Source organism: Altibacter sp. HG106 (assembly GCF_028561755.1).
GTDB lineage: Bacteria > Bacteroidota > Bacteroidia > Flavobacteriales > Flavobacteriaceae > DFVG01.
The window spans coordinates 1-26,048 of record NZ_JAQQTD010000003.1 but is presented as its reverse complement, the minus strand read 5'-3'; the positions used below and the strand labels follow the sequence as shown (position 1 = coordinate 26,048).

General features: G+C 45.4%; 27 protein-coding genes. 18 read left to right on the top strand and 9 right to left on the bottom strand.

Annotation, left to right across the window (positions count from 1 at the left end; all coding sequences use genetic code 11):
- Window positions 1–53: 53 nt before the first annotated feature.
- The gene (locus tag PO830_RS05465; protein ID WP_272852531.1) at window positions 54–668 is read left to right on the top strand and encodes a DUF4230 domain-containing protein; all 615 of its coding nucleotides are present in this window, start codon (window positions 54–56) and stop codon (window positions 666–668) included.
- Here the strand turns inward: PO830_RS05465 and PO830_RS05460 are convergent.
- From PO830_RS05460 to PO830_RS05450, 3 genes are read right to left on the bottom strand one after another with little or no spacing between them, the layout of a single operon-like run.
- Window positions 665–1,120, bottom strand: coding sequence for a DinB family protein (locus tag PO830_RS05460; protein ID WP_272852530.1), 456 nt, complete (start codon window positions 1,118–1,120; stop codon window positions 665–667). The two genes, PO830_RS05465 and PO830_RS05460, sit on opposite strands and share 4 nt — an antisense overlap.
- Entirely contained in the window at window positions 1,117–1,428 is a 312-nt protein-coding gene (locus PO830_RS05455) for a rhodanese-like domain-containing protein (RefSeq protein WP_272852529.1), read from the bottom strand. Before PO830_RS05455 ends, PO830_RS05460 begins: the two co-directional genes overlap by 4 nt.
- A 2-nt stretch (window positions 1,429–1,430) precedes the next feature.
- Window positions 1,431–3,206: an aromatic amino acid hydroxylase gene (locus tag PO830_RS05450; protein ID WP_272852528.1), complete on the bottom strand. Its 1,776-nt coding sequence runs from the start codon at window positions 3,204–3,206 to the stop codon at window positions 1,431–1,433.
- A 54-nt stretch (window positions 3,207–3,260) separates the two neighbouring features.
- Between PO830_RS05450 and PO830_RS05445 the strand changes: the two genes are divergently transcribed.
- The 16 genes from PO830_RS05445 (at window position 3,261) to PO830_RS05370 (ending at window position 19,636) form a co-directional block, all read left to right on the top strand.
- The gene (locus PO830_RS05445) at window positions 3,261–3,857 is read left to right on the top strand and encodes a TetR/AcrR family transcriptional regulator (protein WP_272852527.1); all 597 of its coding nucleotides are present in this window, start codon (window positions 3,261–3,263) and stop codon (window positions 3,855–3,857) included.
- Between the two features lie 63 nt (window positions 3,858–3,920).
- Entirely contained in the window at window positions 3,921–4,991 is a 1,071-nt protein-coding gene (locus PO830_RS05440; protein WP_272852526.1) for a 2Fe-2S iron-sulfur cluster-binding protein, read from the top strand.
- A gap of 18 nt (window positions 4,992–5,009) precedes the next feature.
- Complete coding sequence (paaA, locus tag PO830_RS05435; protein ID WP_272852525.1) at window positions 5,010–5,966, top strand: 1,2-phenylacetyl-CoA epoxidase subunit PaaA; 957 nt, start codon at window positions 5,010–5,012, stop codon at window positions 5,964–5,966.
- A gap of 68 nt (window positions 5,967–6,034) precedes the next feature.
- Window positions 6,035–6,319, top strand: coding sequence for a 1,2-phenylacetyl-CoA epoxidase subunit PaaB (paaB, locus tag PO830_RS05430; protein ID WP_272852524.1), 285 nt, complete (start codon window positions 6,035–6,037; stop codon window positions 6,317–6,319).
- A 12-nt stretch (window positions 6,320–6,331) separates the two neighbouring features.
- The gene (gene paaC, locus PO830_RS05425; protein WP_272852523.1) at window positions 6,332–7,087 is read left to right on the top strand and encodes a 1,2-phenylacetyl-CoA epoxidase subunit PaaC; all 756 of its coding nucleotides are present in this window, start codon (window positions 6,332–6,334) and stop codon (window positions 7,085–7,087) included.
- 15 nt (window positions 7,088–7,102) lie between these two features.
- Window positions 7,103–7,603, top strand: a complete 501-nt coding sequence (gene paaD / locus PO830_RS05420) for a 1,2-phenylacetyl-CoA epoxidase subunit PaaD (protein WP_272852522.1) — start codon at window positions 7,103–7,105, stop codon at window positions 7,601–7,603.
- A 13-nt stretch (window positions 7,604–7,616) separates the two neighbouring features.
- Complete coding sequence (locus PO830_RS05415) at window positions 7,617–8,399, top strand: enoyl-CoA hydratase-related protein (protein WP_272852521.1); 783 nt, start codon at window positions 7,617–7,619, stop codon at window positions 8,397–8,399.
- 3 nt (window positions 8,400–8,402) lie between these two features.
- Entirely contained in the window at window positions 8,403–9,566 is a 1,164-nt protein-coding gene (locus PO830_RS05410) for a 3-hydroxyacyl-CoA dehydrogenase NAD-binding domain-containing protein (protein ID WP_272852520.1), read from the top strand.
- The gene (locus PO830_RS05405) at window positions 9,563–9,973 is read left to right on the top strand and encodes a PaaI family thioesterase (protein WP_272852519.1); all 411 of its coding nucleotides are present in this window, start codon (window positions 9,563–9,565) and stop codon (window positions 9,971–9,973) included. Before PO830_RS05410 ends, PO830_RS05405 begins: the two co-directional genes overlap by 4 nt.
- Before the next feature lies 1 nt (window position 9,974).
- Entirely contained in the window at window positions 9,975–11,180 is a 1,206-nt protein-coding gene (pcaF, locus tag PO830_RS05400) for a 3-oxoadipyl-CoA thiolase (RefSeq protein WP_272852518.1), read from the top strand.
- Between the two features lie 3 nt (window positions 11,181–11,183).
- On the top strand, window positions 11,184–13,697 hold the full coding sequence (paaZ, locus tag PO830_RS05395) for a phenylacetic acid degradation bifunctional protein PaaZ (RefSeq protein ID WP_272852517.1): 2,514 nt from the start codon (window positions 11,184–11,186) through the stop codon (window positions 13,695–13,697).
- Entirely contained in the window at window positions 13,694–14,446 is a 753-nt protein-coding gene (locus PO830_RS05390) for an enoyl-CoA hydratase/isomerase family protein (RefSeq protein ID WP_272852516.1), read from the top strand. Before paaZ ends, PO830_RS05390 begins: the two co-directional genes overlap by 4 nt.
- Before the next feature lie 6 nt (window positions 14,447–14,452).
- Window positions 14,453–15,658: a S41 family peptidase gene (locus PO830_RS05385; protein WP_272852515.1), complete on the top strand. Its 1,206-nt coding sequence runs from the start codon at window positions 14,453–14,455 to the stop codon at window positions 15,656–15,658.
- A 1-nt stretch (window position 15,659) separates the two neighbouring features.
- Entirely contained in the window at window positions 15,660–16,262 is a 603-nt protein-coding gene (locus tag PO830_RS05380; protein ID WP_272852514.1) for an acyltransferase, read from the top strand.
- Window positions 16,263–17,552: a dihydrolipoamide acetyltransferase family protein gene (locus tag PO830_RS05375; protein WP_272852513.1), complete on the top strand. Its 1,290-nt coding sequence runs from the start codon at window positions 16,263–16,265 to the stop codon at window positions 17,550–17,552.
- An 89-nt stretch (window positions 17,553–17,641) separates the two neighbouring features.
- Window positions 17,642–19,636 carry an alpha-ketoacid dehydrogenase subunit alpha/beta gene (locus tag PO830_RS05370; RefSeq protein ID WP_442870054.1) on the top strand — a complete coding sequence of 665 codons (1,995 nt, stop codon included), beginning with the start codon at window positions 17,642–17,644 and terminating at the stop codon, window positions 19,634–19,636.
- A gap of 47 nt (window positions 19,637–19,683) precedes the next feature.
- Here the strand turns inward: PO830_RS05370 and PO830_RS05365 are convergent, their stop codons facing one another.
- From PO830_RS05365 to PO830_RS05350, 4 genes are all read right to left on the bottom strand, one after another.
- Window positions 19,684–20,799: a hypothetical protein gene (locus tag PO830_RS05365; RefSeq protein ID WP_272852511.1), complete on the bottom strand. Its 1,116-nt coding sequence runs from the start codon at window positions 20,797–20,799 to the stop codon at window positions 19,684–19,686.
- Between the two features lie 96 nt (window positions 20,800–20,895).
- Window positions 20,896–21,432, bottom strand: coding sequence for a DUF4136 domain-containing protein (locus PO830_RS05360; protein WP_272852510.1), 537 nt, complete (start codon window positions 21,430–21,432; stop codon window positions 20,896–20,898).
- A 12-nt stretch (window positions 21,433–21,444) separates the two neighbouring features.
- Window positions 21,445–23,430, bottom strand: a complete 1,986-nt coding sequence (locus PO830_RS05355) for a urocanate hydratase (RefSeq protein ID WP_272852509.1) — start codon at window positions 23,428–23,430, stop codon at window positions 21,445–21,447.
- A 12-nt stretch (window positions 23,431–23,442) separates the two neighbouring features.
- Window positions 23,443–23,625, bottom strand: a complete 183-nt coding sequence (locus PO830_RS05350) for a DUF5522 domain-containing protein (RefSeq protein WP_272852508.1) — start codon at window positions 23,623–23,625, stop codon at window positions 23,443–23,445.
- Between the two features lie 33 nt (window positions 23,626–23,658).
- On the opposite strand from PO830_RS05350, the gene PO830_RS05345 reads away from it, so the two are divergent.
- Window positions 23,659–23,988, top strand: a complete 330-nt coding sequence (locus PO830_RS05345) for a hypothetical protein (RefSeq protein ID WP_272852507.1) — start codon at window positions 23,659–23,661, stop codon at window positions 23,986–23,988.
- On the opposite strand, the gene PO830_RS05340 is transcribed toward PO830_RS05345, so the two are convergent.
- Entirely contained in the window at window positions 23,985–24,356 is a 372-nt protein-coding gene (locus PO830_RS05340; protein WP_272852506.1) for a hypothetical protein, read from the bottom strand. The genes PO830_RS05345 and PO830_RS05340 overlap by 4 nt on opposite strands.
- 10 nt (window positions 24,357–24,366) lie before the next feature.
- Window positions 24,367–25,695 (bottom strand): hypothetical protein, encoded by a 1,329-nt coding sequence (locus PO830_RS05335; protein WP_272852505.1) that lies wholly within the window; start codon window positions 25,693–25,695, stop codon window positions 24,367–24,369.
- Window positions 25,696–26,048 lie beyond the last annotated feature (353 nt).

The following is a 26,048-nucleotide window of genomic DNA, read 5'->3' as shown; positions in this document are numbered from 1 at the left end:
GTCACTTCGTAAGGAGTGACGCTTTTTCGTATCTTTCAGAAAAGAATCAAGCCATGAGAAACATCCTGCTAGGGGCGGTGTTAACCTTCATAATTATATTCGGGCTTCGTTATTGTGAACACCAAAAGGAGGAACGCGAACAGTTGGAAGCACAATCTGCATTATTGGAGAAAGAAATTAAGAATGTAGGGAAGTTGATCGTCACCGAAGGCAACTACGCGCAGGTGTACACTTATGAAGATTGGAAAAAATTCTACGTCGATATCTTCTCGGCTCGAAAGAAAGCCTTGGTGGTGGTGAATGCCAAAGCCACCGTGGCGTATGACCTGCGAAAGGTGGAAACCGAAGTGAATGCGGAAACGAAAACCGTTACCATCACGGCAATACCTGAGCCCGAGCTGACAATCAATCCCGATTTTGAATATTACGATGTACAGCAAGACTATCTCAACCAGTTTGAAGCAGCCGATTACAATACGATCAAAAACCGGGTTTCCAAAGAACTGGAAGCCAAGATCCGTGCTTCCGATTTGATGGGGAATGCAGAAAACCGACTTATTTCTGAGCTTCAGAAGTTGTATATTCTAACCGCGTCTATGGGGTGGACCTTACAATACAATCAGCAAATCATCGATTCTGAAGCTGCCTGGCAACCACTGCAACCTTAGCGCATAATGTCGGTGTCTTTTGGAGTATGACCTAGCATTCTGCTGAGCATCACAATTTGTCCTTTGTGATGATACTCATGCGTTATCACATGGGTAAACAGTTTTAACAAAGAAGCAGCGCCTTTTTGATCGCGTAGTTGAAAGGAAATAGCTCGTGTTGCGGGAAATTCCCAAAGCTCGTTCATAAATCCATTGACCTTCTCATAATGCGCTGAAAGTTCAGAAAGGGAAAGCTGAGCGTCTTTTTCGATAAACTCAGGAGTCTTGTCTAAAACAGTCTCTCCCATCCAAAAATAATAGCAATTGATCGTGTGCCCCAGAAGCTGCGATATGGAAGCAGTAAACGGTTGGGGTATTTCATAGAGTGCCGCCTCAGGCAAGGTATCGCAATAGGCGAATAAGGCATCCCTACTGGAAAGTACGTGTTCGTATTGAGCGAGGTAGGCTTTCACGCTTCCCATTTTTTATGAAGGCTCATCCAGCCGCCACCGTTCATGGCCTCCACCCCATTGTTTCGAAGAAGCGCTGCGGCACTTCCGCTTCGAACCCCACTGGCACAGCAGGTGACGACCGGCTTGTTCCAGCCTTTTACTTTGTTGAGGTGCGACTGCAATTGCTGCAATGGAATATGCTTGGATCTAGGAATGGCGCCTTGCTCATATTCGTTTTTGGTGCGAACGTCTAAGATAACCGCTCCGCGCTCCTTAAAGTCTTGAATTTTTTCACTTTTATTTCCGAAGAGAAAATCTAATATACCCATGGTTAGTTGGTTTGTAAGTTGTGTGCTTGTTTTTCAATTAGCAATAGGCCATCGTCTATCAAATGGGCAACGGCCGGTTTGTTTTTTTTCAGTGTAAGCAAGTAATCAAGTATGGTATTACTTAGCGAACTATCGGTACCGGCAATCAATTCAAAAATTTCGAGCGGCAGCAACCAGGTGTTTTTTTCTAGCTGCGTTATTTCTGAAAATATTTCCGCCAGGCGCGCTTCGGAAACGGAATCTTGTGTCCGCATCTCGCGTATTTCTTGATACAGGGCAAAGCGTTTCTGGTCTTCTTCGGAATAGTGTACACGAACCGTCTTGGTGTCGCTTACCATATGGGTGTTCACGTCAAACGAATGATAGTCGGCTGCCCCGGCAAAGGCCGAAACAATTTCTTTCCCCACCGCCATATCAAAATCGCCGTCTTCAGGCGCAAAGAGAATCTCGTCCTGATAGGCGACGGTGCAATCGGTAAATTGAATTAACATCAGTTCTCCGTTGAGGTTTCGAATTCCGGTGACGTTCATTCCGCTCACGGTGATGCCGCTTTCAAACTCAAATTCGATGGCCTTTCCGTCATAAAAATTATAGGCTTGTAAGTCACGCGGACCCATATTTTCAATGGCGAGATTGATTCCTTTTAATTTTCCGAGGGGAGACCGAAAGCCGTTCTGATGGCGATCGATTCCATGACCGATCACCTCCTTTTCGCGGTAGGCCAGGGCTGTTGGACCTTCCGTTTCAAAATAAACCACCTCATTGTCTTCGTTTTGGATCATTCGGGAAAACACGCCACTTACCTGCAACCCGGTACTCAATTCAATAGTCCCAAGTTGTTTGGATTCAATGAGTTTGTTGAGACCACGCCACCCGCCTTTTCGCACTGCCATGGTATTTGCAAATTCTTCCAATACTTCTTGCAAATAGGCGAAGTCGGGCGTAACATAGAGCTGCGGTTGAGGTTTGGTAATATCAAATTCTTGATAGGCCGCCTCTATGGAATACGGTATTTTTTTTACTTCAGGCTTCATGCACCACGTACTCTCGCCGATAGAAGATAACAAGCCGGCGCCGTAAATTTTTGGTTGTTCGGGCGTTCCCACCAAGCCGTATTCTACGGTCCACCAATGCAGGTTTCGGATGAGCGCGATTTCAGAAGGGGTCACTTCTTTTTGCTGCAGTTGGTGTACGCGTTTTTCGGCCTCGTTGATCATGGTGTCTGAAATACCTTCGGCTTCTTTCAAAATAGATAATTCCCGAACCGCTTCATACAATTCCATGTCATGCGCGCTGCTAATGGCCTTTGCACCGATCTCTCCGAAGCGACGCAGATATTCGGCATAATCGGGACTGGCAATAATGGGGGCGTGCCCGGCGCCTTCGTGAATAATATCGGGGGCAGGTGTGTATTGAATATTTTCTAGCTGTCGGATATCACTGGCGATCACCAATACTTTATAGGCTTGAAATTCCATAAAAGCGTTGGGAGGGATAAAACCGTCCACGGCGACCGCAGCCCAGCCAATTTCCTTTAGAATTCTATTCATTCCGTACATCGACGGTATCTCTTCGATAGAAATTCCTGTCTTCCGAAGCCCTTCTACATAGCTTTCATGGGCCACCTGACTCAAATAATCTACGTTTTTGCGCATCACATAACGCCACACCGCCTGATTTACCGGTGTGTACTGGTCGTAATTCTGCGGCTTGATAAATTGCTTCAAATGAGGCGGCAACCGATCTATCAACGCGTTTGAGGTATAGGAAGTTTCCATAGGCTATCAAATGTACTATAGTCGGTACAGCTTTCCAAGAGCCATAAGTCATTTATGCTATTTACGTATCTTGCAGCGTCTATGAGCGGAAATACTCGAAAGGAAGAAATCATTATGGTGGCCAGTAGGTTGTTCAAAGAAAAAGGCTATACTGCTGTGACCATGCGCGACATCGCCCAAACAATGGGCATCAAAGCGGCCAGTTTGTACAATCACATTTCGGGTAAGCAAGAATTGTTGTCTCGTTTAGTGTTGCGTCTGGCGGAAGAATTTACCAAAGGTATGGAAGCGGTTCAGGAGCAACCGGGTTCTGAGGTTTCAAAGATTAAGCGTATTATAGAACTTCATATTGATATTACCGTCAATGCTTCGGAAGCGTTGGCGGCGCTAAACAACGATTGGATGCACTTGGAAGGTGAAGATCTGAAGCGCTTTGTGCACATGCGGGAAGCCTACGAAGAGAATTTCCGAAGTATTATCAAAAAAGGCATTGAAAACGGCGAATTACAACCGCATCATCCCGAAGTAATTTTATTTTCCATCTTATCGACCCTTCGCACCCTTTATATATGGTATCAGAAACGAGGAAAACTGGATGTGAACGTCTTAAAAAAAGACATGGTTTCAGTCCTTTTACGGGGCATTGTATAAGCTTTGGCATTGCATTTGTGATTCTAACTAACAAACGTTAGTTTTGTAGTAAGAAAGAAACACGTGGCGCAATTTTATTCCATTCCGATTCAAGAAGTGTATAAGGAGACAACCGACTGCACAGTGGTGTCATTTTCGATTCCAGAGGAATTAAGAGATACGTTTACCTTTCGCCAAGGACAGCATCTTACGCTTCGCGCCATGATTAATGGAGAGGATACCAGGCGTTCATACAGTCTGTGTAGCAGTCCGACCGAAGGACTCTGGCAAGTGGCGGTCAAGCAAATCCCCGGGGGTGCATTTTCCACCTTCGTGAACGAAGAGCTTTCAGCCGGCGATACCCTAGAGATCATGGAGCCCAGTGGTATGTTTGGGGTGGACATTTCGGAAACACCTAAGACCTACATGGCCTTTGCGGCGGGAAGTGGTATTACTCCGGTAATATCGATGATAAAGACCCATTTATCGCAAGAACCGAATGCTAAATTCAAGTTATTTTACTTGAACAGGACGGTGAAATCCATTATCTTTAAAGAACAACTTGAACAGCTTAGAAATCAATATTTTGGACGCTTTGAGATCTATTATTTGCTCACACGCGAACAGCGCGATATTGAATTGCTGAATGGACGGTTTACTTCGGAAAAATTACAAGAGATTTTTAAAAAACTTGTAACTGTTTCTGAAATCGATGAGGTCTTTCTTTGCGGACCGGAAGCCATGATCTTCCTCATACGTGACGAACTGGTGGCGGCAGGAATGTCCAAAGACCATATCCATTACGAATTATTCGTGACGGGTCTTTCCGAAGAAGATAAAAAACGGGCCGAGCGCTTAGCACAGCAAAATGTTGAAGGCGTAGAGATCACTTTGCTCGATGGGGGAAAAGAATTCCACTTCACCATGACCAAAGATTTCGATAATATCTTAGACGCCGCGTTGGCTTCGGGAGCCGACCTTCCTTTTGCTTGTAAAGGGGGCGTTTGCAGTACCTGTAAGTGTAAGCTTTTAGAGGGCTCGGTAGAGATGAAAGTAAACTACGCCCTGGAAGAACATGAAGTAGCTCAGGATTTTGTGCTGAGTTGCCAGGCCGTACCGACCTCCGATTCGGTAAAAGTTGATTTTGACGTATAATTTGAAAAAACAATTGTTATGAGCGATGCAGAAGTAAAGAATTTAGAAGCCCTTTTTGAAGCACGGATTGCCCGTGACGAAAAAATTGAACCCAAAGACTGGATGCCGGAGAAATATCGCAAAACGCATATCCGACAAATCAGTCAGCATGCCCATTCTGAAATTGTGGGAATGCTTCCCGAAGGTAACTGGATCACCCGGGCGCCTTCTCTACGGCGGAAAGCAGCGCTCCTTGCGAAAGTACAAGATGAGGCAGGACACGGATTGTATCTGTATGCTGCTTGCGAGACCTTAGGTATTTCAAGAGAAGAATTGTACGAACAACTACACAGCGGGAAAGCGAAGTATTCCTCCATTTTTAATTATCCCACCCTTACTTGGGCCGATATGGGAGCCATTGGCTGGCTCGTAGATGGAGCGGCGATTATCAATCAGGTACCGCTGTGTAATACCTCCTTTGGGCCGTATGCACGTGCGATGGTACGTGTGTGTAAAGAGGAAAGTTTCCACCAACGCCAGGGATATGAGATCATGCTCACCCTTTGCAATGGTACGGAAGAGCAAAAAGCAATGGCACAGGATGCCTTAAATCGTTGGTGGTGGCCGAGTTTGATGATGTTTGGTCCTACCGATGCAGAATCGACCCACACCGAGCAGTCGATGAAATGGAAGCTAAAACGCAAGACAAATGATGAACTTCGTCAACAATTTGTTGACCAGACAGCCCCTCAGGCAGATATTTTAGGAATTACCATTCCAGATCCGGAGTTGAAATTTAATGAAGACACCGGTCACTACGATTTTGGTCCGATAGACTGGGATGAATTTTGGCAAGTGGTGAAAGGACACGGTCCTTGTAATAAGGAACGCCTGGAAGCGCGTGTGAATGCATGGGAAGGCGGTGCCTGGGTGCGTGATGCTGCGATGGCATACGCCGAAAAACAAGAACATAAGAAGGTGGCGAAAGCAAGCTGAATGGAGATATGAGAATTTAGATCTTAGATGCTGTCATTTCTCGCTACTCAATACTAAAATCATATACAATGAAAAACAACTGGCCTTTATGGGAAGTCTTCGTTCGAAGTAAAAATGGTTTGGAACATCGTCACTTCGGAAGCTTACATGCTGCCGATGCCGAAATGGCGTTAGAAAATGCTAGAGATGTCTACACGCGTAGAAGCGAAGGCGTGAGCATTTGGGTGGTAGAGAGTAAACATATTACGGCGTCGAACCCTTCTGAAAATGGAGAGATGTTCGAACCGGCTCAGGATAAGGTGTACCGTCACCCCACGTTTTACAATTTGCCTGATGAGGTAAAACATATGTAAGAAAGACCTTTTATGAAGCAAGATACATTATACCAATATATTCTAGGAATCGCCGATAATTCACTCATCTTAGGACAACGTCTGGGCGAACTTTGTGGGCACGGTCCTACCCTCGAAACAGATATCGCCATAACCAATATTTCCTTAGACCTCATTGGCCAAACCCGTAGTTATTATCAATACGCAGCGGGGCTTAGTGATGAGGGTATTACGGAAGATGACATTGCCTTTCTTCGGAAGGAGCGAGAGTATCGTAATGTGTTGTTAGTAGAACAGCCCAATACGCACTTTGGGTACGTGATGGTGCGACAGTTTTTCTTTGATGTTTTTCATTTGTTATTTCTGAAAGAACTACAGCAGTCCGCCGATGAGACCTTAGTGGCCATTGCTAACAAGGCGGTGAAGGAGGTTGGTTATCACCAGCGGTTTTCATCCGATTGGATCAAACGCCTAGGCGATGGCACCGAAGAAAGTCATCAAAAAGTACAGGAGGCCGTAAATGATCTTTGGCGCTACACAGACGAGCTTTTTTACATGACGGAAGCCGATAAAGCGATGTTTAATAATGACATAGGAGTCGATTTGTCCCATTTGAAGGATACCTATTACGAAACGATCACAACGGTGCTTTCTGATGCAACGCTAGCGGTTCCCGATAATACCTACTTTCAGAAAGGCGGGAAAGACGGGATTCACACAGAGCATATGGGATATTTGTTATCTGATCTGCAGTATATGCAGCGCACCTATCCAAACATGAATTGGTAATCAAAAAATAGTTTATTGACTGAAGTCGCACCGCATATAGAACCTCACTTACTCGACATTCTGGAAACAGTTTCCGATCCGGAGATACCGGTATTGACAGTTTTGGATCTGGGAGTGATTCGAGAAGCGGTGGAAGTTGACGGCGTGGTGCGCATAAAATTAACACCCACCTATTCGGGTTGTCCGGCCATGGATGTGATGTCAGACGACCTTAAAACGGCCTTTGAGAAAGCAGGAAAAAAGGCAATCGTGAAATTGGTATTAGCACCGGCATGGAGCTCCGATTGGATTTCAGAAGCGGGTAAAAAGAAAATGGAAGCCTATGGCATTGCCGCCCCCCTAGATGCCACAGCCGATAAAGAAGCCTTATTGGGGGAAGCGAAAGTGGTAGCCTGTACCAACTGTGGTAGTAAGAATACCCGATTGGTGAGTCAGTTTGGATCTACGGCCTGCAAGGCGCTTTTTCAATGTAACGATTGTCAAGAACCGTTTGATTATTTCAAATGCCTAACCTAATTCAGCAATAACAATGAGCACAACCCTACAGACAGAAATTTCAAATCATGTGGCCACGATTCGGCTAAATCGCCCTGAAGTGTTTAATAGCTTTAATCGTGAGATGGCGTTGGCACTTCAAACTATTTTAGACGATATGGAGAAGAACGATGCCGTACGCGCCATCGTCTTGACTGGAAATGGCAAGGCTTTTTGTGCGGGTCAAGACCTGAAGGAAGTAACAAGTGCGGAGCAAAACCCCGGCTTCAAAAAGATATTGGAAGAACACTACAACCCCATCATTCAGAGACTTAGAGCCATTGAAAAACCCATTATTGCAGCGGTGAACGGCGTGGCGGCCGGAGCGGGTGCGAATATCGCCTTGGCCTGTGATGTGGTCATCGCTACCGAACAGGCAAGTTTTATTCAGGCGTTTAGTAAAATCGGACTCATACCCGACAGTGGGGGAACATTTTTTCTTCCGCGATTGATCGGGTTTCAGAAAGCTTCGGCCTTGATGATGCTTGGCGATAAAGTGTCGGCTTCAGAAGCAGAGAAGTTAGGAATGATCTATAAGGTGGTGGCTGCGGAAGATTTTTCCGAAGTTATTCAAAACACAGCAGCACAACTAGCGCAAATGCCCACCAAAGCATTAGGGATGACAAAACGATTGCTGAATGAATCCATGACCAATGATATGACAGCGCAATTAGAACTCGAAGGAAAACTTCAAATAGAAGCTGCGCAGTCGGATGATTATGCCGAAGGAGTAGATGCTTTTGTGAACAAACGAAAACCGAACTTTAAAGGGAAGTAAGTAATGATAAAAAATGTTGGAATCATAGGCGCTGGAACCATGGGAAGCGGAATCGCCCAAGTGGCTGCGACCGCGGGTTGTCATGTGGTGCTCTATGATACGCGGGAAGAAGCCCTTCAGAACGCTGAAAAGGCGTTGGATAAAATTCTGTCACGCCTCATTGAAAAGGGACGAATCGATGGAGATGAAAAGCAACGTATTCAAGAACATATAACCTACGCCAATGAATTGGAGGGGCTTTCAAAAAGTGAACTCGTAATCGAAGCCATTATTGAAGACCTCAACATCAAAAGAGCGGTGTTCGAAAAACTGGAAACTATTGTTTCTAAGAAGACCATCCTGGCAAGTAATACGTCATCGCTTTCGATTGCTTCTATTGCGGCGTCCCTCAAAAAGCCGAAACGCTGTATTGGGATTCATTTCTTCAATCCAGCACCTTTGATGAAATTAGTGGAAGTGATTCCTGCGGTGCAAACTTCTGAAAAAGTACTTCGGAAAGTAGTAATGAACATTCAAAACTGGAAGAAGACGGTGGCGGTTGCTAAAGACACTCCCGGTTTTATTGTAAATCGCGTTGCACGCCCTTTCTACGGGGAAGCTTTACGGATGTATGAAGAAGGATTGGCCGATTTTGCTACCATTGATTGGGCGATGAAATCGATTGGCGGGTTCCGAATGGGCCCTTTTGAACTGATGGATTTTATTGGGAACGATGTGAACTATACGGTTACTGAAACCGTCTTCGAAGCGTTTTACTACGACCCGAGGTACAAGCCGTCCTTTACTCAGAAACGTATGGCGGAAGCCGGTTTCTTAGGAAGAAAAAGCGGACAAGGATATTATCAGTACGGAGCGAATGCAAAGAATCCCGAGCCCAAAGAAGACGTGGCGCTGGCGCAACAATTATTCGATAGAGTGTTGGTGATGCTTATCAACGAAGCCGCCGATGCCTTGTTCTGGCAGGTTGCCTCGGCAGAAGATATTGATAATGCCATGACCAAAGGCGTCAACTATCCCAAAGGGCTATTACACTGGGCCGATGAGAAAGGAATCGATTGGTGTGTAACAAAACTGGATGCGCTTTATGAGCGCTATCGGGAAGACCGCTATCGCTGTTCGCCTTTGCTCCGTGAGATGAATGCAGCACAAAAAACCTTCTTCTCATGATCGCAGCGACAGACATCCCTCACAAAATGTTGGCGCAAGACGCTTTTAGTCGGTGGTTGGGGATTGAAATACTTGAAGTTGAAAAAGGGCGGTGCCGCGTGGCGATGACCGTTCGCCCTGAAATGTTGAATAGCATGAACAAAGCGCACGGTGGCATCAGTTATTCACTGGCAGACACGGCTTTCGGTTTTGCTGCGAATACACACGGAAATTATGCCGTTTCTATTGAAACGAGCATCAATCATATCGAAGCTTTGGAAGCGGGAGATTATCTCGTAGCCGAATCGGTGATCGAAAAAGTAAATAGAAAATTAGGATTTAATGTGGTTGAGGTAAGACGCGGAGAAGAGCTGGTGGCCTTGTTCAAAGGCATTGTATACCGAACCTCTAAAGAATGGACAACATAATATGAAAGAAGCCTATATCATAGATGGTGTGCGAACGCCTATCGGAAATTATAAAGGAAGTTTAAGTACAATTCGCACCGACGATCTCGCCGCACTTGTGTTGGCTGAAATCGTCAAAAGAAATTCTTCTATCCCAAAAGAAGCGTATGATGACGTGATCTTAGGGTGCGCCAATCAAGCGGGTGAAGACAATCGAAATGTGGCTCGCATGGCGCTGCTGCTGGCAGGACTGCCATTCACCGTACCCGGTGAAACAGTCAATAGACTGTGCAGCAGCGGTCTTTCAGCTATTATTCACGCCAATCGTGCGATCAAAGCGGGCGACGGTGATGTGTTTCTTTCGGGAGGAGTAGAAAACATGACGCGTGGCCCGTACGTCATTGCAAAACCCTCTTCCGCGTTTGGAACGGATGCGAAAATGTACGACAGTAGTTTTGGCTGGCGCTTCGTGAATCAGAAGATGCACGATATGTACGGAACGGATGGCATGGGCAACACCGCGGAGAATTTAGTTGATAAACATGCCATTTCAAGAGAAGATCAAGATGCGTTTGCCTATCATAGTCAGATGAAAGCCGCTAAAGCCCAAGAAAGCGGCCGCTTGGCAAAGGAGATTGTTACGGTTGAAATTCCGCAGCGGAAAAAAGACCCTATTTTGTTTTCCCAAGACGAATTTATAAAACCGAACACCACCAAAGAGGTGTTGGCTAAATTGAGACCTGCCTTCAAAAAAGACGGAAGCGTGACGGCCGGAAATTCTTCGGGACTAAATGACGGTGCTGCGGCGACCATTATTGCTTCCGAAGCTGCCGTTCAACGATATAATTTGAAACCGCTTGCTCGCATCGTGAGTTCTGCTGTTGTAGGCGTGGAACCACGAATTATGGGAATTGGCCCTGTGGCAGCCTCCAACAAAGCGTTGGAAAAAGCCGGATTGACCATGGCCGATATGGACGTAATAGAACTGAATGAAGCCTTCGCCTCGCAGGCGCTAGCCTGTATTCGGGAATGGGGATTGCAGGATGACGACCCGCGCATCAATCCTAATGGGGGTTCCATCGCGATCGGACATCCACTGGGCGTTACCGGAACGCGCATTGCGTATTCAGCAGCCTTGGAACTACATGAACAAAATAAGCGCTATGCCCTTGTCACCATGTGTGTGGGGGTAGGTCAAGGCTATGCGGCGATCATTGAAAAAGTATAAGTGATGAGCAAAACACAACATTACGTTTTAGGAAATTGGACCGACGGAACGGGAGACGGTATTCCGATCCTCGATTCGGTGACAGGGGAGCATTTTACCAACGTAACTACGGAAGGGCTCGACGTGCCGGCAATTCTTCAATACGGGCGAGATAAAGGAAATACCCTGCGAAAGATGACCTTTCAGGAACGCGGACTGATGCTGAAAAAATTAGCGTTCTATCTCACCAAGAAAAAAAGACAGTTTTATGAAATTAGCTATCGTACGGGAGCGACCAAAATCGATAGTTGGATCGATATTGAAGGGGGCTTCGGAAACTTGTTTTCAAATGCATCCCTGCGGAAATTATTTCCCAATCAGCCATATCACGTAGAAGGTGACCCCATTGATCTCTCGCGTGGAGGTCGTTTTATGGCGCATCACATCATGGTGCCTCGTGAAGGAGTTGCAGTGCATATCAATGCCTTTAATTTCCCGGTTTGGGGCATGCTCGAAAAGTGTGCGGTAAATTGGATGGCGGGTATGCCGGCTGTCGTACTTCCGGCGCCTCAAACCGCTTATCTTACCGAAGCGGTTGTCAAAGAAATTATTGCCTCGGGGATTCTTCCGGAAGGCGCCCTACAACTCATCAGCGGAACACGAAAAGATGTGTTAGAAACGGTCACCTCTCAGGATGTGGTCACGTTTACGGGTTCTGCCAGTACAGGCCGACTATTAAAAAATCATCCTCAACTCATTGAAGAATCGGTGCCTTTCACCATGGAAGCCGATAGTTTAAATGCTTCTATTCTAGGAGAAGATGCGGTTCCGGGCACTCCCGAATTCGACTTGTTTATTAAGGAGGTTCGCAATGAAATGACGGTGAAATGCGGACAAAAATGTACAGCAATCCGCCGTATTATCGTTCCTGAAAAGCTAGTTGAAGACGTGCAAATAGCACTCGGGAAGGCCTTAGACAAAGTAACCATTGGAGATCCTCGCTTAAAAGAAGTGCGAATGGGGTCGCTGGTAGATCACAAGCAGCGTGAAAGTGTGAAAGAGCAAATTCAGAAGATCACCGCTTCCGCGGAAATGGTCTACGGAAATTTTGATGAGGTAGCTGCCCTTGGTGACAACACACAAAAAGGAGCATTCATAAAGCCTATCCTACTTCGCGAAGATAATCCACTTCAGAATGAGGCCGCACACATAACTGAAGCTTTCGGACCCGTTAGCACTTTGATGCCGTACAAAGATTTACAAGAAGCCATTACGCTTTCAAAAATGGGGAAAGGTTCGTTGGTGAGTTCCATAGTTACGAATGACGATTCAATCGCCAAGGAATACACTGTTTCCGCAGCCACACACCACGGTCGGATTCTCGTATTAAACCGTGAAAGTGCCAAACAAAGCACCGGTCATGGGTCACCACTTCCTAATTTGATCCATGGAGGCCCTGGACGTGCCGGAGGAGGTGAAGAAATGGGCGGTGTTCGCGGCGTCAAACATTACCTCCAGCGCTGTGCCGTACAGGGGAGTCCGACGACCCTCACCGAGATCACCGGAATCTATCAAGCCAATGCGGCGTATAAAGAAACCGAGAAGCATCCCTTTGCCTACCATTGGGAAGACATTCAGCCGGGCATGTCATTAGAAACCCACAAACGTACGTTGACAGATACTGATATCATCAATTTTGCAAATCTTACCTGGGATCACTTCTACGCGCATACCGATATAACTTCTTTGGAAGGAAGTATTTTTGAAAAGAGAACCGCACACGGCTATTTTATCATTTCAGCGGCAGCCGGACTTTTTGTGTATCCGAACAAAGGACCCGTGGCAGCGAATTACGGACTGGAAGAGATTCGGTTTTTGCGACCGCTCTATCACAACGACACAATCTATGTCCGATTGACATGCAAACAGAAAGTAGATCGCGAACAAAAAGGTACTGAGTTGCCTTCCGGTATCGTGAAATGGTTTGTTGAAGTGTTCGATGCCGAACCTTCCGAAGATCAGGAGCCACTGGTAGCTATTGCAACGATTTTGACCATGGTTCAGAAGAAACAAACGGTATTCGCGGAAATGACCGAAACCTCCATCAAAGACTCCCTCGCAAAACTTTCCGAAGATACTAAACCGCAATGGGGTAATATGTCGCCGCAACACATGGTAGAACATTTGGAGCACAGTTATCGCATCGCTTCTGGAGAAATACAAGATTTTGAGGTAGCGACTCCTGAAGAGTATCTGGAAAAAACACACGCGACCCTCTACAACTATAAAAAAATGCCGCACGGGTACAATTTCCCCTTGTATGAGGAAGGGGAAACCTTGCCATTACAACACCAATCGCTTGATTCAGCAAAAGAAAAGATGCTGGAAGCCCGCGAGGAATATCTAAACTATTTCAAACACAACCCTGAGGCACGCACATTGAGTCCGGTATTTGGCGCCCTCAATAAATTTGAGTGGTACCTCCTGGAACGAAAGCACCTCAATCACCATTTTGAACAATTCAACTTATTATCATGACGCAACCTTACGTTAAAGAACATATAGAAAACGGAATTTCAACCATAGAATTCTTTCACCCTGCTCATAATAGTTTGCCTGGCGACGTCTTAGCTAAGCTTGCTAAGACCATTACCGAAGCAGGAACGAATGATGCCGTGAAGGTTATTATTTTAAAAAGTGGGGGCGATCGTACGTTTTGTGCGGGTGCTAGTTTTAAGGAGTTGATCAATATTGAAGATGAAGCCACCGGAAAAACTTTCTTTATGGGCTTTGCAAACGTGATCAACGCTATGCGGAAATGTTCGAAGTTCATCATTGGTCGGGTCCAAGGTAAAACTGTAGGAGGTGGAGTAGGGCTTGCTTCTTCCGTGGATTATTGCATGGCGACAAAATATGCATCTATTAAGCTTAGTGAGTTGAACATAGGAATCGGCCCTTTTGTTGTAGGACCGGCCGTAGAGCGAAAACTCGGACTCAGCGGAATGTCTCAAATCGCGATCGATGCCAACACCTTCTACGAACCACAATGGGCCAAAGAAAAAGGCTTGTTTGCTTCGGTGTTTGAATCTACGGAAGCATTAGACAAAGCGGTTCAGCAGTTTGCGGAACATTTGTGTACCTACAATCCGGAAGCGATGAAAGAAATGAAAAAAGTGTTTTGGCGCGGAACCGAAGACTGGGATGAATTATTACCGGAACGCGCCGAAATAAGCGGACGCCTGGTGCTTTCCGAATTTACCAAGGAAACATTAAAACGATTTAAATAAAGTAAGATGAACGGTTTGTTTAGCGTAATATTATTCCTCTTTGTTGCTAACACGCTCTTCGGGCAGGATTGTGATTGTCGTACCGACCTTTCGGAATTTAGAACTGCTTACACCCGTACCATCTCATATAAAAAACAGAGTAAAAACTCAGAGATCGAGAAGCAATTTACGCAAACTTACGATTCACTTCAAAACTCTATCAGCTGCCAGGAATCGCAATGGGATTGTTTTCTAAAACTCACCACACTCAAAGATGTGATTAGAGATGAACATAGTCGAGTGATGGCCCAGGGCCCTAAGAATGAAGAAAGTCCAATCGAACAAACAACGTTTTATAAACAACTTCCCGATGTTAGCTACGATTTGGATAGTCTTCAGCAAGCGTTACAGCAAAGGCCTTTTGAGGCAGTGGAAGGGATCTATTACAGTGAAAACGCGACCTATGCGGTCGTTTCTGAGGGGAGTGGATATACTGGAATTGTGCTCAAGACTACCTTGCCGTCATGGAAACCCGGAATGGTTGCCTTCGAATTACGCCCGGCACAGGGAGATAAGTATAGAGTTGCGTGGATACCTCAGGAATTCTCCGGATACCGATCCTTGAATGCTGAACGCGTTGTGAATGGCAGATTTCTTATCATGAATATCGCAAAAGATGCTGAGGCGCCCTACTACTATGCTCCTGAGGATACGGAGACTTTTTTCTATGAGGCTCTTTCCGAAGACATCGGATACATGCGCATTGAAACCTTTAGTTGGAAGAATGGAAATGTGGATAAGGCTCTGGCCTTTTTTGAAAAGACATTTCCGAATATTTCGGCTACACACCTCATTCTAGATTTGAGACACAACGGCGGAGGTACGGATCAGATAGGTAAACCGCTGAGGAAAGCTGTGAAGAAATATGCGAAGAAAAATAAGGTACACATACTGGTCAATGGTCGTTCTGGAAGCAACGCAGAGCAAACTACACAGGTACTTAGAAAGTCAGATAATGTGACGGTCTATGGCGACCGCACCATGGGTATCATTAATTACGGTCTGAATTATGGGGAAAAGGTGGTGCTTCCTTCAGGTCGCTTTAGCTTTTTTCTTACAGATTTGGACTACAAAGATTTTATGGAATACGAGAGCGTTGGGATCCCGGTTGATAAAGAGCTGGCTACCGACTCCGATTGGATTGAGCAACTCCTAAACGTAATTCAAGAATAAGATGGCGATCTATAGTTTTCAAGGTCATATTCCAGTCATACATGAATCAAGTTTCGTGCATCCGCTTGCGGCGGTGACCGGAAATGTGATCATAGGAAAAAATTGTTATATCGGTCCGGGGGCAGCCCTCCGCGGCGATTGGGGAGAGATCCTTCTGGAAGATGGTGTTAATGTGCAAGAGAACTGTACCCTACATATGTTTCCGGGGAAACAAGTGCTTCTGAAAGAAAGTGCGCATGTGGGGCACGGAGCCGTTATTCATGGGGCCGTGTTAGGAAATAATTGCATGATTGGAATGAACAGCGTGATTATGGACGATGTTATCATAGGTGACGAATGTATCGTGGGTGCTATGGCGTTTGTTAAAGCGGAAACGGTTTTTTCTGAACGCCAGCTAATCGTAGGGAATCCGGCGAAGGCGATCAAGGAAGTTTCCGAAGATATGATTGCCTGGAAAACAGCCGGAACGAAACTGTACCAGCAATTGCCAACCGACTGTCATGAATCGCTTCGCGAAGTAGCGCCGCTGCGAGAACTTCCGAAGGAGCGACCGGGACAAAAAGATTTTTATAAAACATTGAACGAAATAAAACGACAAGGGTAGATGCCTGAAACCGAGTTTAACATGCCCAAGATGGGCGAAAGTATTACTGAAGGAACCATCATCAATTGGTTGGTGGAGGAGGGTGCGTCCTTCGAAGCAGGGGATATTCTCGTGGAAGTGGCCACTGATAAAGTAGATAATGAAGTACCTGCGCCCGGTCATGGGGTGATGGTCAAACATTTGAAAGGTCCGAAAGAGGTGGTTCCGGTGGGGGAACCCATTGCGATGTTAGCATTAGAAGACGGTGCAATTGGCAAAAAGAAATCTTCTCCTGCAACCCAAAAACCGGCTGCTGAAGCTGCTACCAAAAAGATTCAGAAGAAATCCTTGAAATCACCCAAGGCTGCCAATGCAGTGCACGTTAGAGACAATGTCTTTATTTCTCCGTTGGTAGATAGCATGGCTAGAAAGCATCATATCAGCTACGAAGAACTGGCGCGGATTCCGGGAAGTGGAAAGGACGGCCGACTCAAAAAAAGTGATGTTACTGGCTATCTTGAAGACGGAAGACCGTATCAATTCGCACAACCCGTGCCACAAGCCTCTGGATTTCAAGTTCCCGAGCTGACGTTCGACAAAGGAACAGGAAAACGGGTTCCTATGGACCGCATGCGGCAGATGATCGCAGATCATATGGTATTCAGTAAACACACCTCGCCACATGTAACAGCATACGTGGAAGCGGACCTGACCGAAATGGTGAACTGGCGAAATAAAAACAAAAAGCCGTTTCAAGAGAAATATGGAGAAAAGCTAACCTTTACGCCGCTTTTTGTGGAATGTGTGGCCAAAGCAATTGAGGAATTTCCGCAGATCAATTCCTCCTTAGATGGGTCCGAAATCATTGTGAAAGACAACATAAATATTGGGATGGCTACAGCATTACCTTCCGGAAACTTGATCGTTCCCGTAGTGAAAGACGCCAATCAAAAGAATTTAAAATCCCTTGCCGCAGTGACTAACGATCTTGCTGTTCGCGCACGAAACAACGAGCTAACAGGAGACGATACCAAAGGCAGTACGTTTACGATCAGTAATGTGGGAACGTTTGGAAGCTTGATGGGAACCCCAATTATCAATCAGCCCGAAGCAGCTATTTTGGCGACCGGAGTGATTAAAAAACGTGCCGAGGTAATGGAACGAGAACATGGAGATACTATTGAAATTCGTCACATGATGTATTTGTCCCTATCGTTCGATCATCGTATTGTTGATGGATTTTTAGCAGGCTCTTTTCTTCGGAAAGTAGCCGATTATATGGAAGAATTTGATACCAACAGAGGAATATGATGAAGGAAGAGATAAAAGAGAAACAGGCGAACACCATCCCAAGAAAAATTCTGGAAAAGGCCTATACCAATTTGTGTCGGGCAAAAGCCATGACATTTCAGTATGAAGAGAACTTTAAAGTCGTTTCTAAATATGTACATGCGACGTCTCGCGGTCATGAAGTAATTCAAACCGCAGTAGGAATGCAGCTGCTGCCACAGGATTTTGCGTTCCCGTATTATCGTGACGATAGTATGTTATTGGCGATTGGGATGACACCGTACGAATTGATGTTACAAGTGCTGGCGAAGAAGGACGATCCTTTTTCTGCAGGCAGAACCTATTATTCCCACCCAAGTTTGCGGGATGACGACAAGCCTAAAATTCCGCATCAAAGTTCGGCAACCGGAATGCAGGCCATTCCCGCCACAGGAACCGCTATGGGAATGTGGTATAAGGAAGCAGAAGGTCTGGCTGAGAAGGACCAAGCGGCCCCGTTGGTTGTTTGTTCCCTCGGTGACGCTTCAGTTACCGAAGGAGAGATTGCTGAAGCGTTTCAGATGGCAGCCCTAAAACAATTACCCATTCTATATTTGATACAGGATAATGGTTGGGATATTTCTGCCAATGAAGCAGAAACTCGCGCTCAAAACGCGGCAGAATACGCAGCCGGATTTCACGGATTGGAAGCTATTTCGATCGATGGAACTGACTTTCACGAAAGTTATACGACAGTAGAAAAAGTAATAGCAACCATTCGAAAGGAACGTCGCCCATTCCTTATCCACGCCAAAGTACCACTCCTCAATCACCATACTTCAGGAGTTCGCATGGAATGGTATCGTGATGATCTGGAAGAGTCTCGCGCTCGAGACCCCTACCCGAAGTTGAAGAAATTGCTGTTAGAAAATGATTTTTCTGAAGCAGCATTACAAGAAATTGAAGATCGTTGCAGCCAGGAAGTAAAAGAGGCTCTTTCCGAAGCGCTCAAAGCAGAAGATCCCACACCGGAAGATCTGTTTACCCATGATTTTGCGCCTACTGATATCACCGAGGAAACCGGAGAACGGAGTCCGCAAGGCGCCGACAAAGTGGTGATGGTAGACTGCGCGTTATTTGCGATCGAAGAATTGATGACCAAGCATAAGGAATGCTTGCTGTACGGCCAGGACGTTGGCGGTCGACTGGGAGGTGTGTTTCGGGAAGCAGCCACCTTAGCACAGAAGTTTGGCGATAATCGGGTATTCAATACGCCCATCCAAGAAGCGTTTATTATCGGATCTACCGTGGGGATGAGTGCGGTGGGCTTAAAACCTATTGTTGAGGTTCAATTTGCCGATTATATTTGGCCGGGACTAAATCAATTATTTACGGAAGTTTCCCGCAGCTGTTATTTGTCGAATGGAAAATGGCCGGTTTCCATGATCCTGCGTGTGCCTATTGGTGCCTACGGAAGTGGCGGGCCCTATCACTCGTCTTCTGTGGAAAGTGTGGTGACCAACATACGCGGACTCAAAATTGCGTATCCCAGTAATGGGGCCGACTTGAAAGGGTTGATGAAAGCCGCTTATTATGATCCCAACCCGGTGGTGATCTTTGAACACAAAGGCTTGTATTGGAGTAAAGTTCCGGGAACCAAAGGAGCCACTTCCGTAGAACCTGCGGAGGACTATATGTTACCCTTCGGAAAAGCCTGGGTATTGCAAGAAATTTGGAAGCAGGAGGACGTAGAAACAATTTCTGTAATTACCTACGGAATGGGTGTTCATTGGGCACTAAATGCTTCCGAAGCATTAGGATTGGAAGATCAAATAGAAGTGGTGGATCTCAGAACGCTGCACCCGCTAGATTATGAAACGGTGTTTAAAAGCGTTCGAAAATGTGGAAAATGCTTGGTAGTTACTGAAGAACCTTCCGAAAATACCTTCGCCCGAGCACTCGCTGGAAAAATTCAGGAAGAGTGTTTCCAGCAATTAGACGCGCCGGTGATGGTGATCGGTTCCGAAAATATGCCTGCTATTCCGTTGAATTCTACCCTGGAAGAAACCATGATTCCTTCTACAGAAAAAGTGAAAAAGAAACTTGAAGAACTCTTAGCATACTAAAAAAGCCTCCAAAATGGAGGCTTTTTTAATTTCATTCCTTCATTGGCTTAAAAGTAAAAATTCACTGAAGCATTGATATGCTGGCTGTCTACCTCTAAGAATAGCGGTGTATTCGCCGCTACAGGGAAGGTAAGATCATTATCATATTCGGTAAGATACGTCACTTTGAGTCCGAGTGACTTTCCGTTGCCTATAGGAAAAACGACGCCAGCACTTGGGGCGAAGAATACGTTTCCGCCGCTGATCTCAAAATTATATCCTTGATAGCTACCTTTAAAATAGTCACCCGCGGCGCCTATACCGGCACCAAGAAACGGTTGAAATTTGCCATTTTTGTTAAAATGGAATTCGGTTCCCGCGATGACACGAAAATGATTCACACGAAAATTAGCCGCTTCCGGACTATTTGAAAAGTCTTTATCTTCTGAAAAACCAGCCGAACCTTCTAAAAAGAAATACAAATTCCCTTGAAGCGATCCTGTGAAAGACGGTGTGGTTGCCACTCCGGCGTGCAGGGTAGCTGCTGTTTGGTTTTCGGTATTGGCACTGTCAAAAAATGCAACACTATTGAAGTTCGCTCCGAGTCCGAAGTACCACCGCATTTTATCGGTATTGTGTCGCGCTGCTTTTTCAGCTTCCATTTCGGTAGGACGGTATGCGCTGTAAGCACACGAATTATAGCTTTCGGTAAATTCTATAAGATCCGATTCACTAAAGGTGTCTTCCTGCGTTACCTCCCTGCGAATGGCGTTACAATCGCTAAAAAGAACCGATAACAATCCGGGAATTTTCTCTTCTTCCTTTTGAAGTGGAATGCGTTGTGATGTGCCATTCTCATTCTGAATAAAATACTCATTCGTACCTACTTGATACAGGGTCGCTTTACCTGTTACCAAAGGCGCAGCAAAGAGCGTTGTGCCATCCAAGGTCATTGGGCGAAGCGTGACTTCTCCCAATTGAACAGAACCCACGGTATTCGCAGATAGCGTTTGGGTGGTTCCGCCTGTTTTGAGGACTACTTGCTGCCGATCGTTATCAATCGCAACGCGTCCTTCCACTACGGTTCCGTCACTTTTGGTGATCGAACCTCGTTGAAAATCTTGTGCTGAAACCCAGGTGATTCCAGACAAAAGAAAAATCATACATACATTAAAAATTTTCATAGCTTTTTTTTATTGATTCATACTAAAATATCTTCTTCGTCTTGAGAAGAAGATGATAGCGTTGTTGTTTTTGAAATTGTTTTGTTAGTGCGTGTCTTACTTAGTGGCCATTCCGGGTGGGTATTGCGCCAGTACTTCGGCCACAATTTCACGGATACGCGCTTCTTTCTTTTCCATATTCTGTGTCACCAGATTGGCACTTCCAACCCCTTGCCATACCAATTCGTTGGTTTTGGCATCAATCAGGTCAATATATAAACTTCCTTCAGTAGATCGTGAGACGGTACTTCCGAAGCCACCACCCCACCAGGGATTCCAACCCCAGCCCCAGCCGAAGTTGTTGTTGTACACATCTACCCGTTCTCGTTCTTTGGTGAAGATGCTTACTAGCAGGTCTGGAGACTCAGATTTTACCATGCCCTTTACAGAAAGTTCGGCGTCTATAGCACGGAGGATTCTCTTTTTGTCAAGGTCAGAAATTTCAGCCTTGTCAATTCCCGGTTTGTAAAAAGCAAAAGATTCGTATCCTGTAAAATTAGCTTGCCGGTCGTAATCAGTCGCTACCCGAACCGTACTACAGGAAGTTAGGATCAGCGTAAGGAGGAGCAGCGGAATAACGTTAATAATTTTCATAGCGTTTTTGTTTTAAAATAATGATTCGTCGACGAAATTAGGAAGCGTCACCTTAAGCGAAGGTTCTTGTTCCATCGCTCTTTTGATGGCGAAAACCGCTTCTTCATTTCTTGCCCAACTGCGTCTGGCGATCCCATTATTAACATCCCAATGGAGCATGGATTCGAGTCGTTGTTGTGCATCTTTAGTACCATCAAGAACCATACCGAATCCGCCGTTGATCACTTCTCCCCAGCCTACGCCTCCACCATTGTGAATGCTTACCCAGGTGGCCCCTCGAAAACTATCGCCTATCACATTATGGATGGCCATGTCTGCGGTAAAACGACTTCCGTCATAAATATTAGACGTTTCTCGATAGGGTGAATCGGTGCCTGAAACATCGTGATGATCTCTTCCTAAGATAACGGGACCTATGGTACCTTCGGAAATGGCCTTATTGAAGGCTTTGGCAATGGCAATACGCCCTTGACTGTCGGCATACAGAATACGCGCTTGAGAGCCTACCACCAATTTATTTTCTTGCGCTCCCTGAATCCATTGAATGTTATCGTTCATTTGCTGCTGAATTTCTTCAGGCGCTTCTTTCATCAGATCGTGTAATATTTCCGAAGCAATTTCGTCGGTTTTTTTCAAATCTTCCGGATCTCCAGAGGCACATACCCAGCGAAACGGACCAAAGCCATAGTCGAAACACATAGGCCCCATGATATCCTGTACATAACTTGGGTATTTAAACTCGCGTGGGGAAGCATCCTCTGTAGCCATTACATCAGCCCCTGCTCTTGAGGCTTCCAAGAGAAAGGCGTTTCCGTAGTCAAAAAAATACGTACCACGTTTTGTGTGCTCATTGATGGCAGCAGCCTGCCGACGCAAACTTTCCTGTACCTTCGATTTAAATTGAACGGGATCGTTCGCCATCATTTCATTCGCGGTCTCGTAGCTCATTCCCACGGGATAATATCCACCCGCCCAGGGGTTATGCAAGGACGTTTGATCACTGCCTAAATCAATAGTGATGTTCTCTTTTAGAAAGTGCTCCCATACTTCCACAATATTCCCCTGGTAAGCGATCGAAACAGTTTCCCTTTTTTCTTGAGCACTTCGAACCCGTGTGGCGAGTTCATTCAAGTCTGAGATAATCTCGTCAACCCATCCCTGACTGTGGCGCGTGTGGGTGGCTTTAGGGTTTACTTCGGCGCAAACGGTAATACAGCCTGCTATATTCCCTGCCTTGGGTTGAGCGCCACTCATTCCGCCCAGACCCGAAGTAACAAATAGGCCGCCTTTGGGTTCTTTTTTAATTTTTCGGAAACCATTCAACACGGTGATCGTTGTTCCGTGAACAATTCCTTGCGGGCCGATATACATGTAACTTCCGGCGGTCATCTGGCCGTATTGTGTTACACCCAGTGCATTGAATCGTTCCCAATCATCGGGAGCCGAATAGTTAGGGATCATCATTCCATTGGTAACGACCACACGAGGGGCATTTTTATGGGATGGAAACAACCCTAATGGATGCCCTGAGTACATCACAAGCGTTTGCGCATCGGTCATTTCGCTGAGGTATTGCATGGTGAGTCGGTATTGCGCCCAATTTTGAAACACGGCGCCATTTCCGCCATAGGTAATTAACTCATGAGGATGTTGCGCGACGGCATGGTCCAAATTGTTCTGGATCATAAGCATAATGCTTTTTGCTTGCAGACTTTTCCCCGGGTAAGAAGTCACCGGACGCGCTTTAATTTCATGTTCTGGCCGAAAACGATACATATAGATTCTTCCATAGGTACGCAATTCGTTACGGAATTCAGGAAGCAAGGTGTGGTGATGCTTTGGGTCGAAATAACGCAGCGCATTTTGCATCGCCAGCTTTTCTTCTGCTTCCGTTAGAATCTTTTTACGTTTGGGAGCGTGGTTGATGTTAGTATCGTAGGGTTTCGGAAGGGGTAGTTCCTTCGGAATTCCAAGTTGTATTTCTTCAGCAAAAGTCATAGAAACGCAGTATTATTTTTTTGACGAGGATGAGGTGTTGGTTTTTTTATCGTATCCGTAGGGGCAATGACGACAACCGCTTTCGCAGCAGTAGCCTCGTTTGAGATGATATTGTGCGGTAAAGCAACGATATCCCTCTGGGGTGAGGTAATAATCGCCGTCTTCGAGTTCGATTTTCTTTTTAAAAAAACCCATCCCTCAAAAATACCAAAATCTTATCTTGTAGGCGTGATAATTATTGTGAAGCCAGCGATTCTTCGGAAGAACATTCGGGCCATTACCTTATGGCCTATCGTAATCGTTCGCGATAAGGCATGCTTGCAAAATTCTGTTTTATTGCAACATGAACGAATACATCTGCGGCAACAGTTGGAGTTGTTGGTGATTCCCTTCTATATCTGGTATTTGATAGAGTTTGCAATACGCTGGATGTTTTCCGGAAATTGGGACAAGGCCTATCGAAATATCAGTTTTGAACGAGAGGCCTACCAACATGAAAGAGACCCCGATTATTTACAATCGAGGTCTTGGGGGGAGTTTTTAAAATACATCGATTAATTGTCGATTCCTAAAGCGGCTTTTAGTGCCGATACTTGGCCGTTCTTTATCGTATCGGTTTTCTTCGGAGTGGGTTGCACCATTTTTTTCTTACTGTCTTCCACAACAAATAAGAAGGCATTTTTACCACCTTTGTCATTTGATAGTTGAAGCTTCCCGTTAACCGTTTGGGCCGTTGGGTCATGTTGTTTTTTCTTCGGAAGGAAATTCGCTTCTGATTTTGCGACACCAACTGGATGTTGTGCGGTCACTAAACTTTCCAGTGTAAGAAGACCTTTCGAAATGCCCGTATTCTTAGTTTCTTCTTGTGCGAATACGGTTGTTACACCTATCAGAAGAAAGAACGATAATAGAAATAATTGCTTCATAACAATGTTCTTAATGGTGAACGATTACCTGAAAACGATCGGTACCTACATTTCCTCCAAATTCGCCACGCACGCTATCTTCATTAGCGCCGAAAACGAAACCAACGACTTGAAGGTTATAAGTCGTTCCAGCGGCAGCACCCGCCAACTGCGCATATCCGTTTCCGTTTAGGAAGAAAGTACCACTGGTCACGGTTCCGCTTCCGGAACTCGTGTAACATTCCGAAGTATATCCAACTAATTGCGTGTCAATAAACAAGGCGGTTCCGTATTGGCGAGGATCGCCATCGGTAATGGGAAGTCCGAGATCAGTAACATTCACGCCAATTTGATATACTACTTCTACTAAGGCATCTTGTGTTAAAGTGATGGTTGAATTGTAGAGCGGTTGTGCTACAAACGTTCCTAATGGAGAGTCGATATTAGTCGCTAACGGAACAAAGGTAGAAAAGTTATCTTCGGGCATATTATTCTGAATAAGTGGCCCTTCTAATGTAAGGTTCCCGTTGGTATCTACATAGAGTGGTGAAAAGTCAACTCCGTTATTATTGGTGTCGTTAGTATCGTTAAAGGCATCAATACGAATCTGGGTAGTGGTGCCCCCAACGTGTATATCGGTTTGAGGGGCATCTTCCAAGAATCCTAGGCGGTCGTTTCCGGCATCCACAAAAATAATATCATCTTCGTTAGCTCCTTCAATTCGGAAGTCGGTATCATCACCATTATCATTAAATGAGATGACCGAGCTTCCGCCTGCTTCTCTAAACTCTACCATTTCTCGCCCTCCGGCGGAAATATTGATACGGTCGGCTGTACTGCGATAGACGCCAGTGTTAGTGTCATTGGCAAAGGAATAGGCCGGACTCCCTGTTGTTCCATTCTGCGATTGAATTTGACCTCCAGTGGTCATGGTAGCGACAGCAGTTCCATTGGTGGCTATCACGAGATCTTGATTATCTGAAGTACCGATATAATGCTGACCCGCACCAGTTCCTGGGGTAGTTCCTGCGTTTCCGTCCAATTCCCAAAACTCACCAGTACCTACAGGAACCCACTGGGTACTATCCCAGTAAAAAAATCCAGGGCCTGTACTGGCGTTGGTATTATACACTAACAAGCTTTCCGTGCTGCCACCGGTAACAGGTGCAATAGTAGCGAGATTGGCAATATCAACTCTAGGAATAACGATTCCTTTATCGGTTGTTTCGATGTCGAGCATGGAACCCGGGGCAGGAGAGGTGGTGTTTATACCCACTTGGGCATGAGCCATATTGAAAATTAGCATTGAGAAAAACATAAGGGCAATGCCTAGACCCTTTTTAAGTAGTCGTATTTTCATAATTCGGGGACGTTAAAGATTTAACAAACTATTAACACGACAATATTAACAATTTATTCAGTTAATAAGCAAATTTATTCGATGAACTGCACTATTAAAAATATATACGCCGCCTTAAAATAACTTAAATAACTGATAAACAGCAATATATAAGATTGCTCAGACTATTTAATAATCTGGGGTGAACACCCATGTTATTGGTAGGTAAATACTTACATTTGACATATATAGACACGTTAAAAGCAAAAAACCGCCTGAGGAATCAGGCGGTTTTTCAATAGTAAAGTCAGCAATTACATTATCGCTTAATCAAGCGTTTGGTGACTGTTCCTTCTTGGGTGGTTATGGTCACA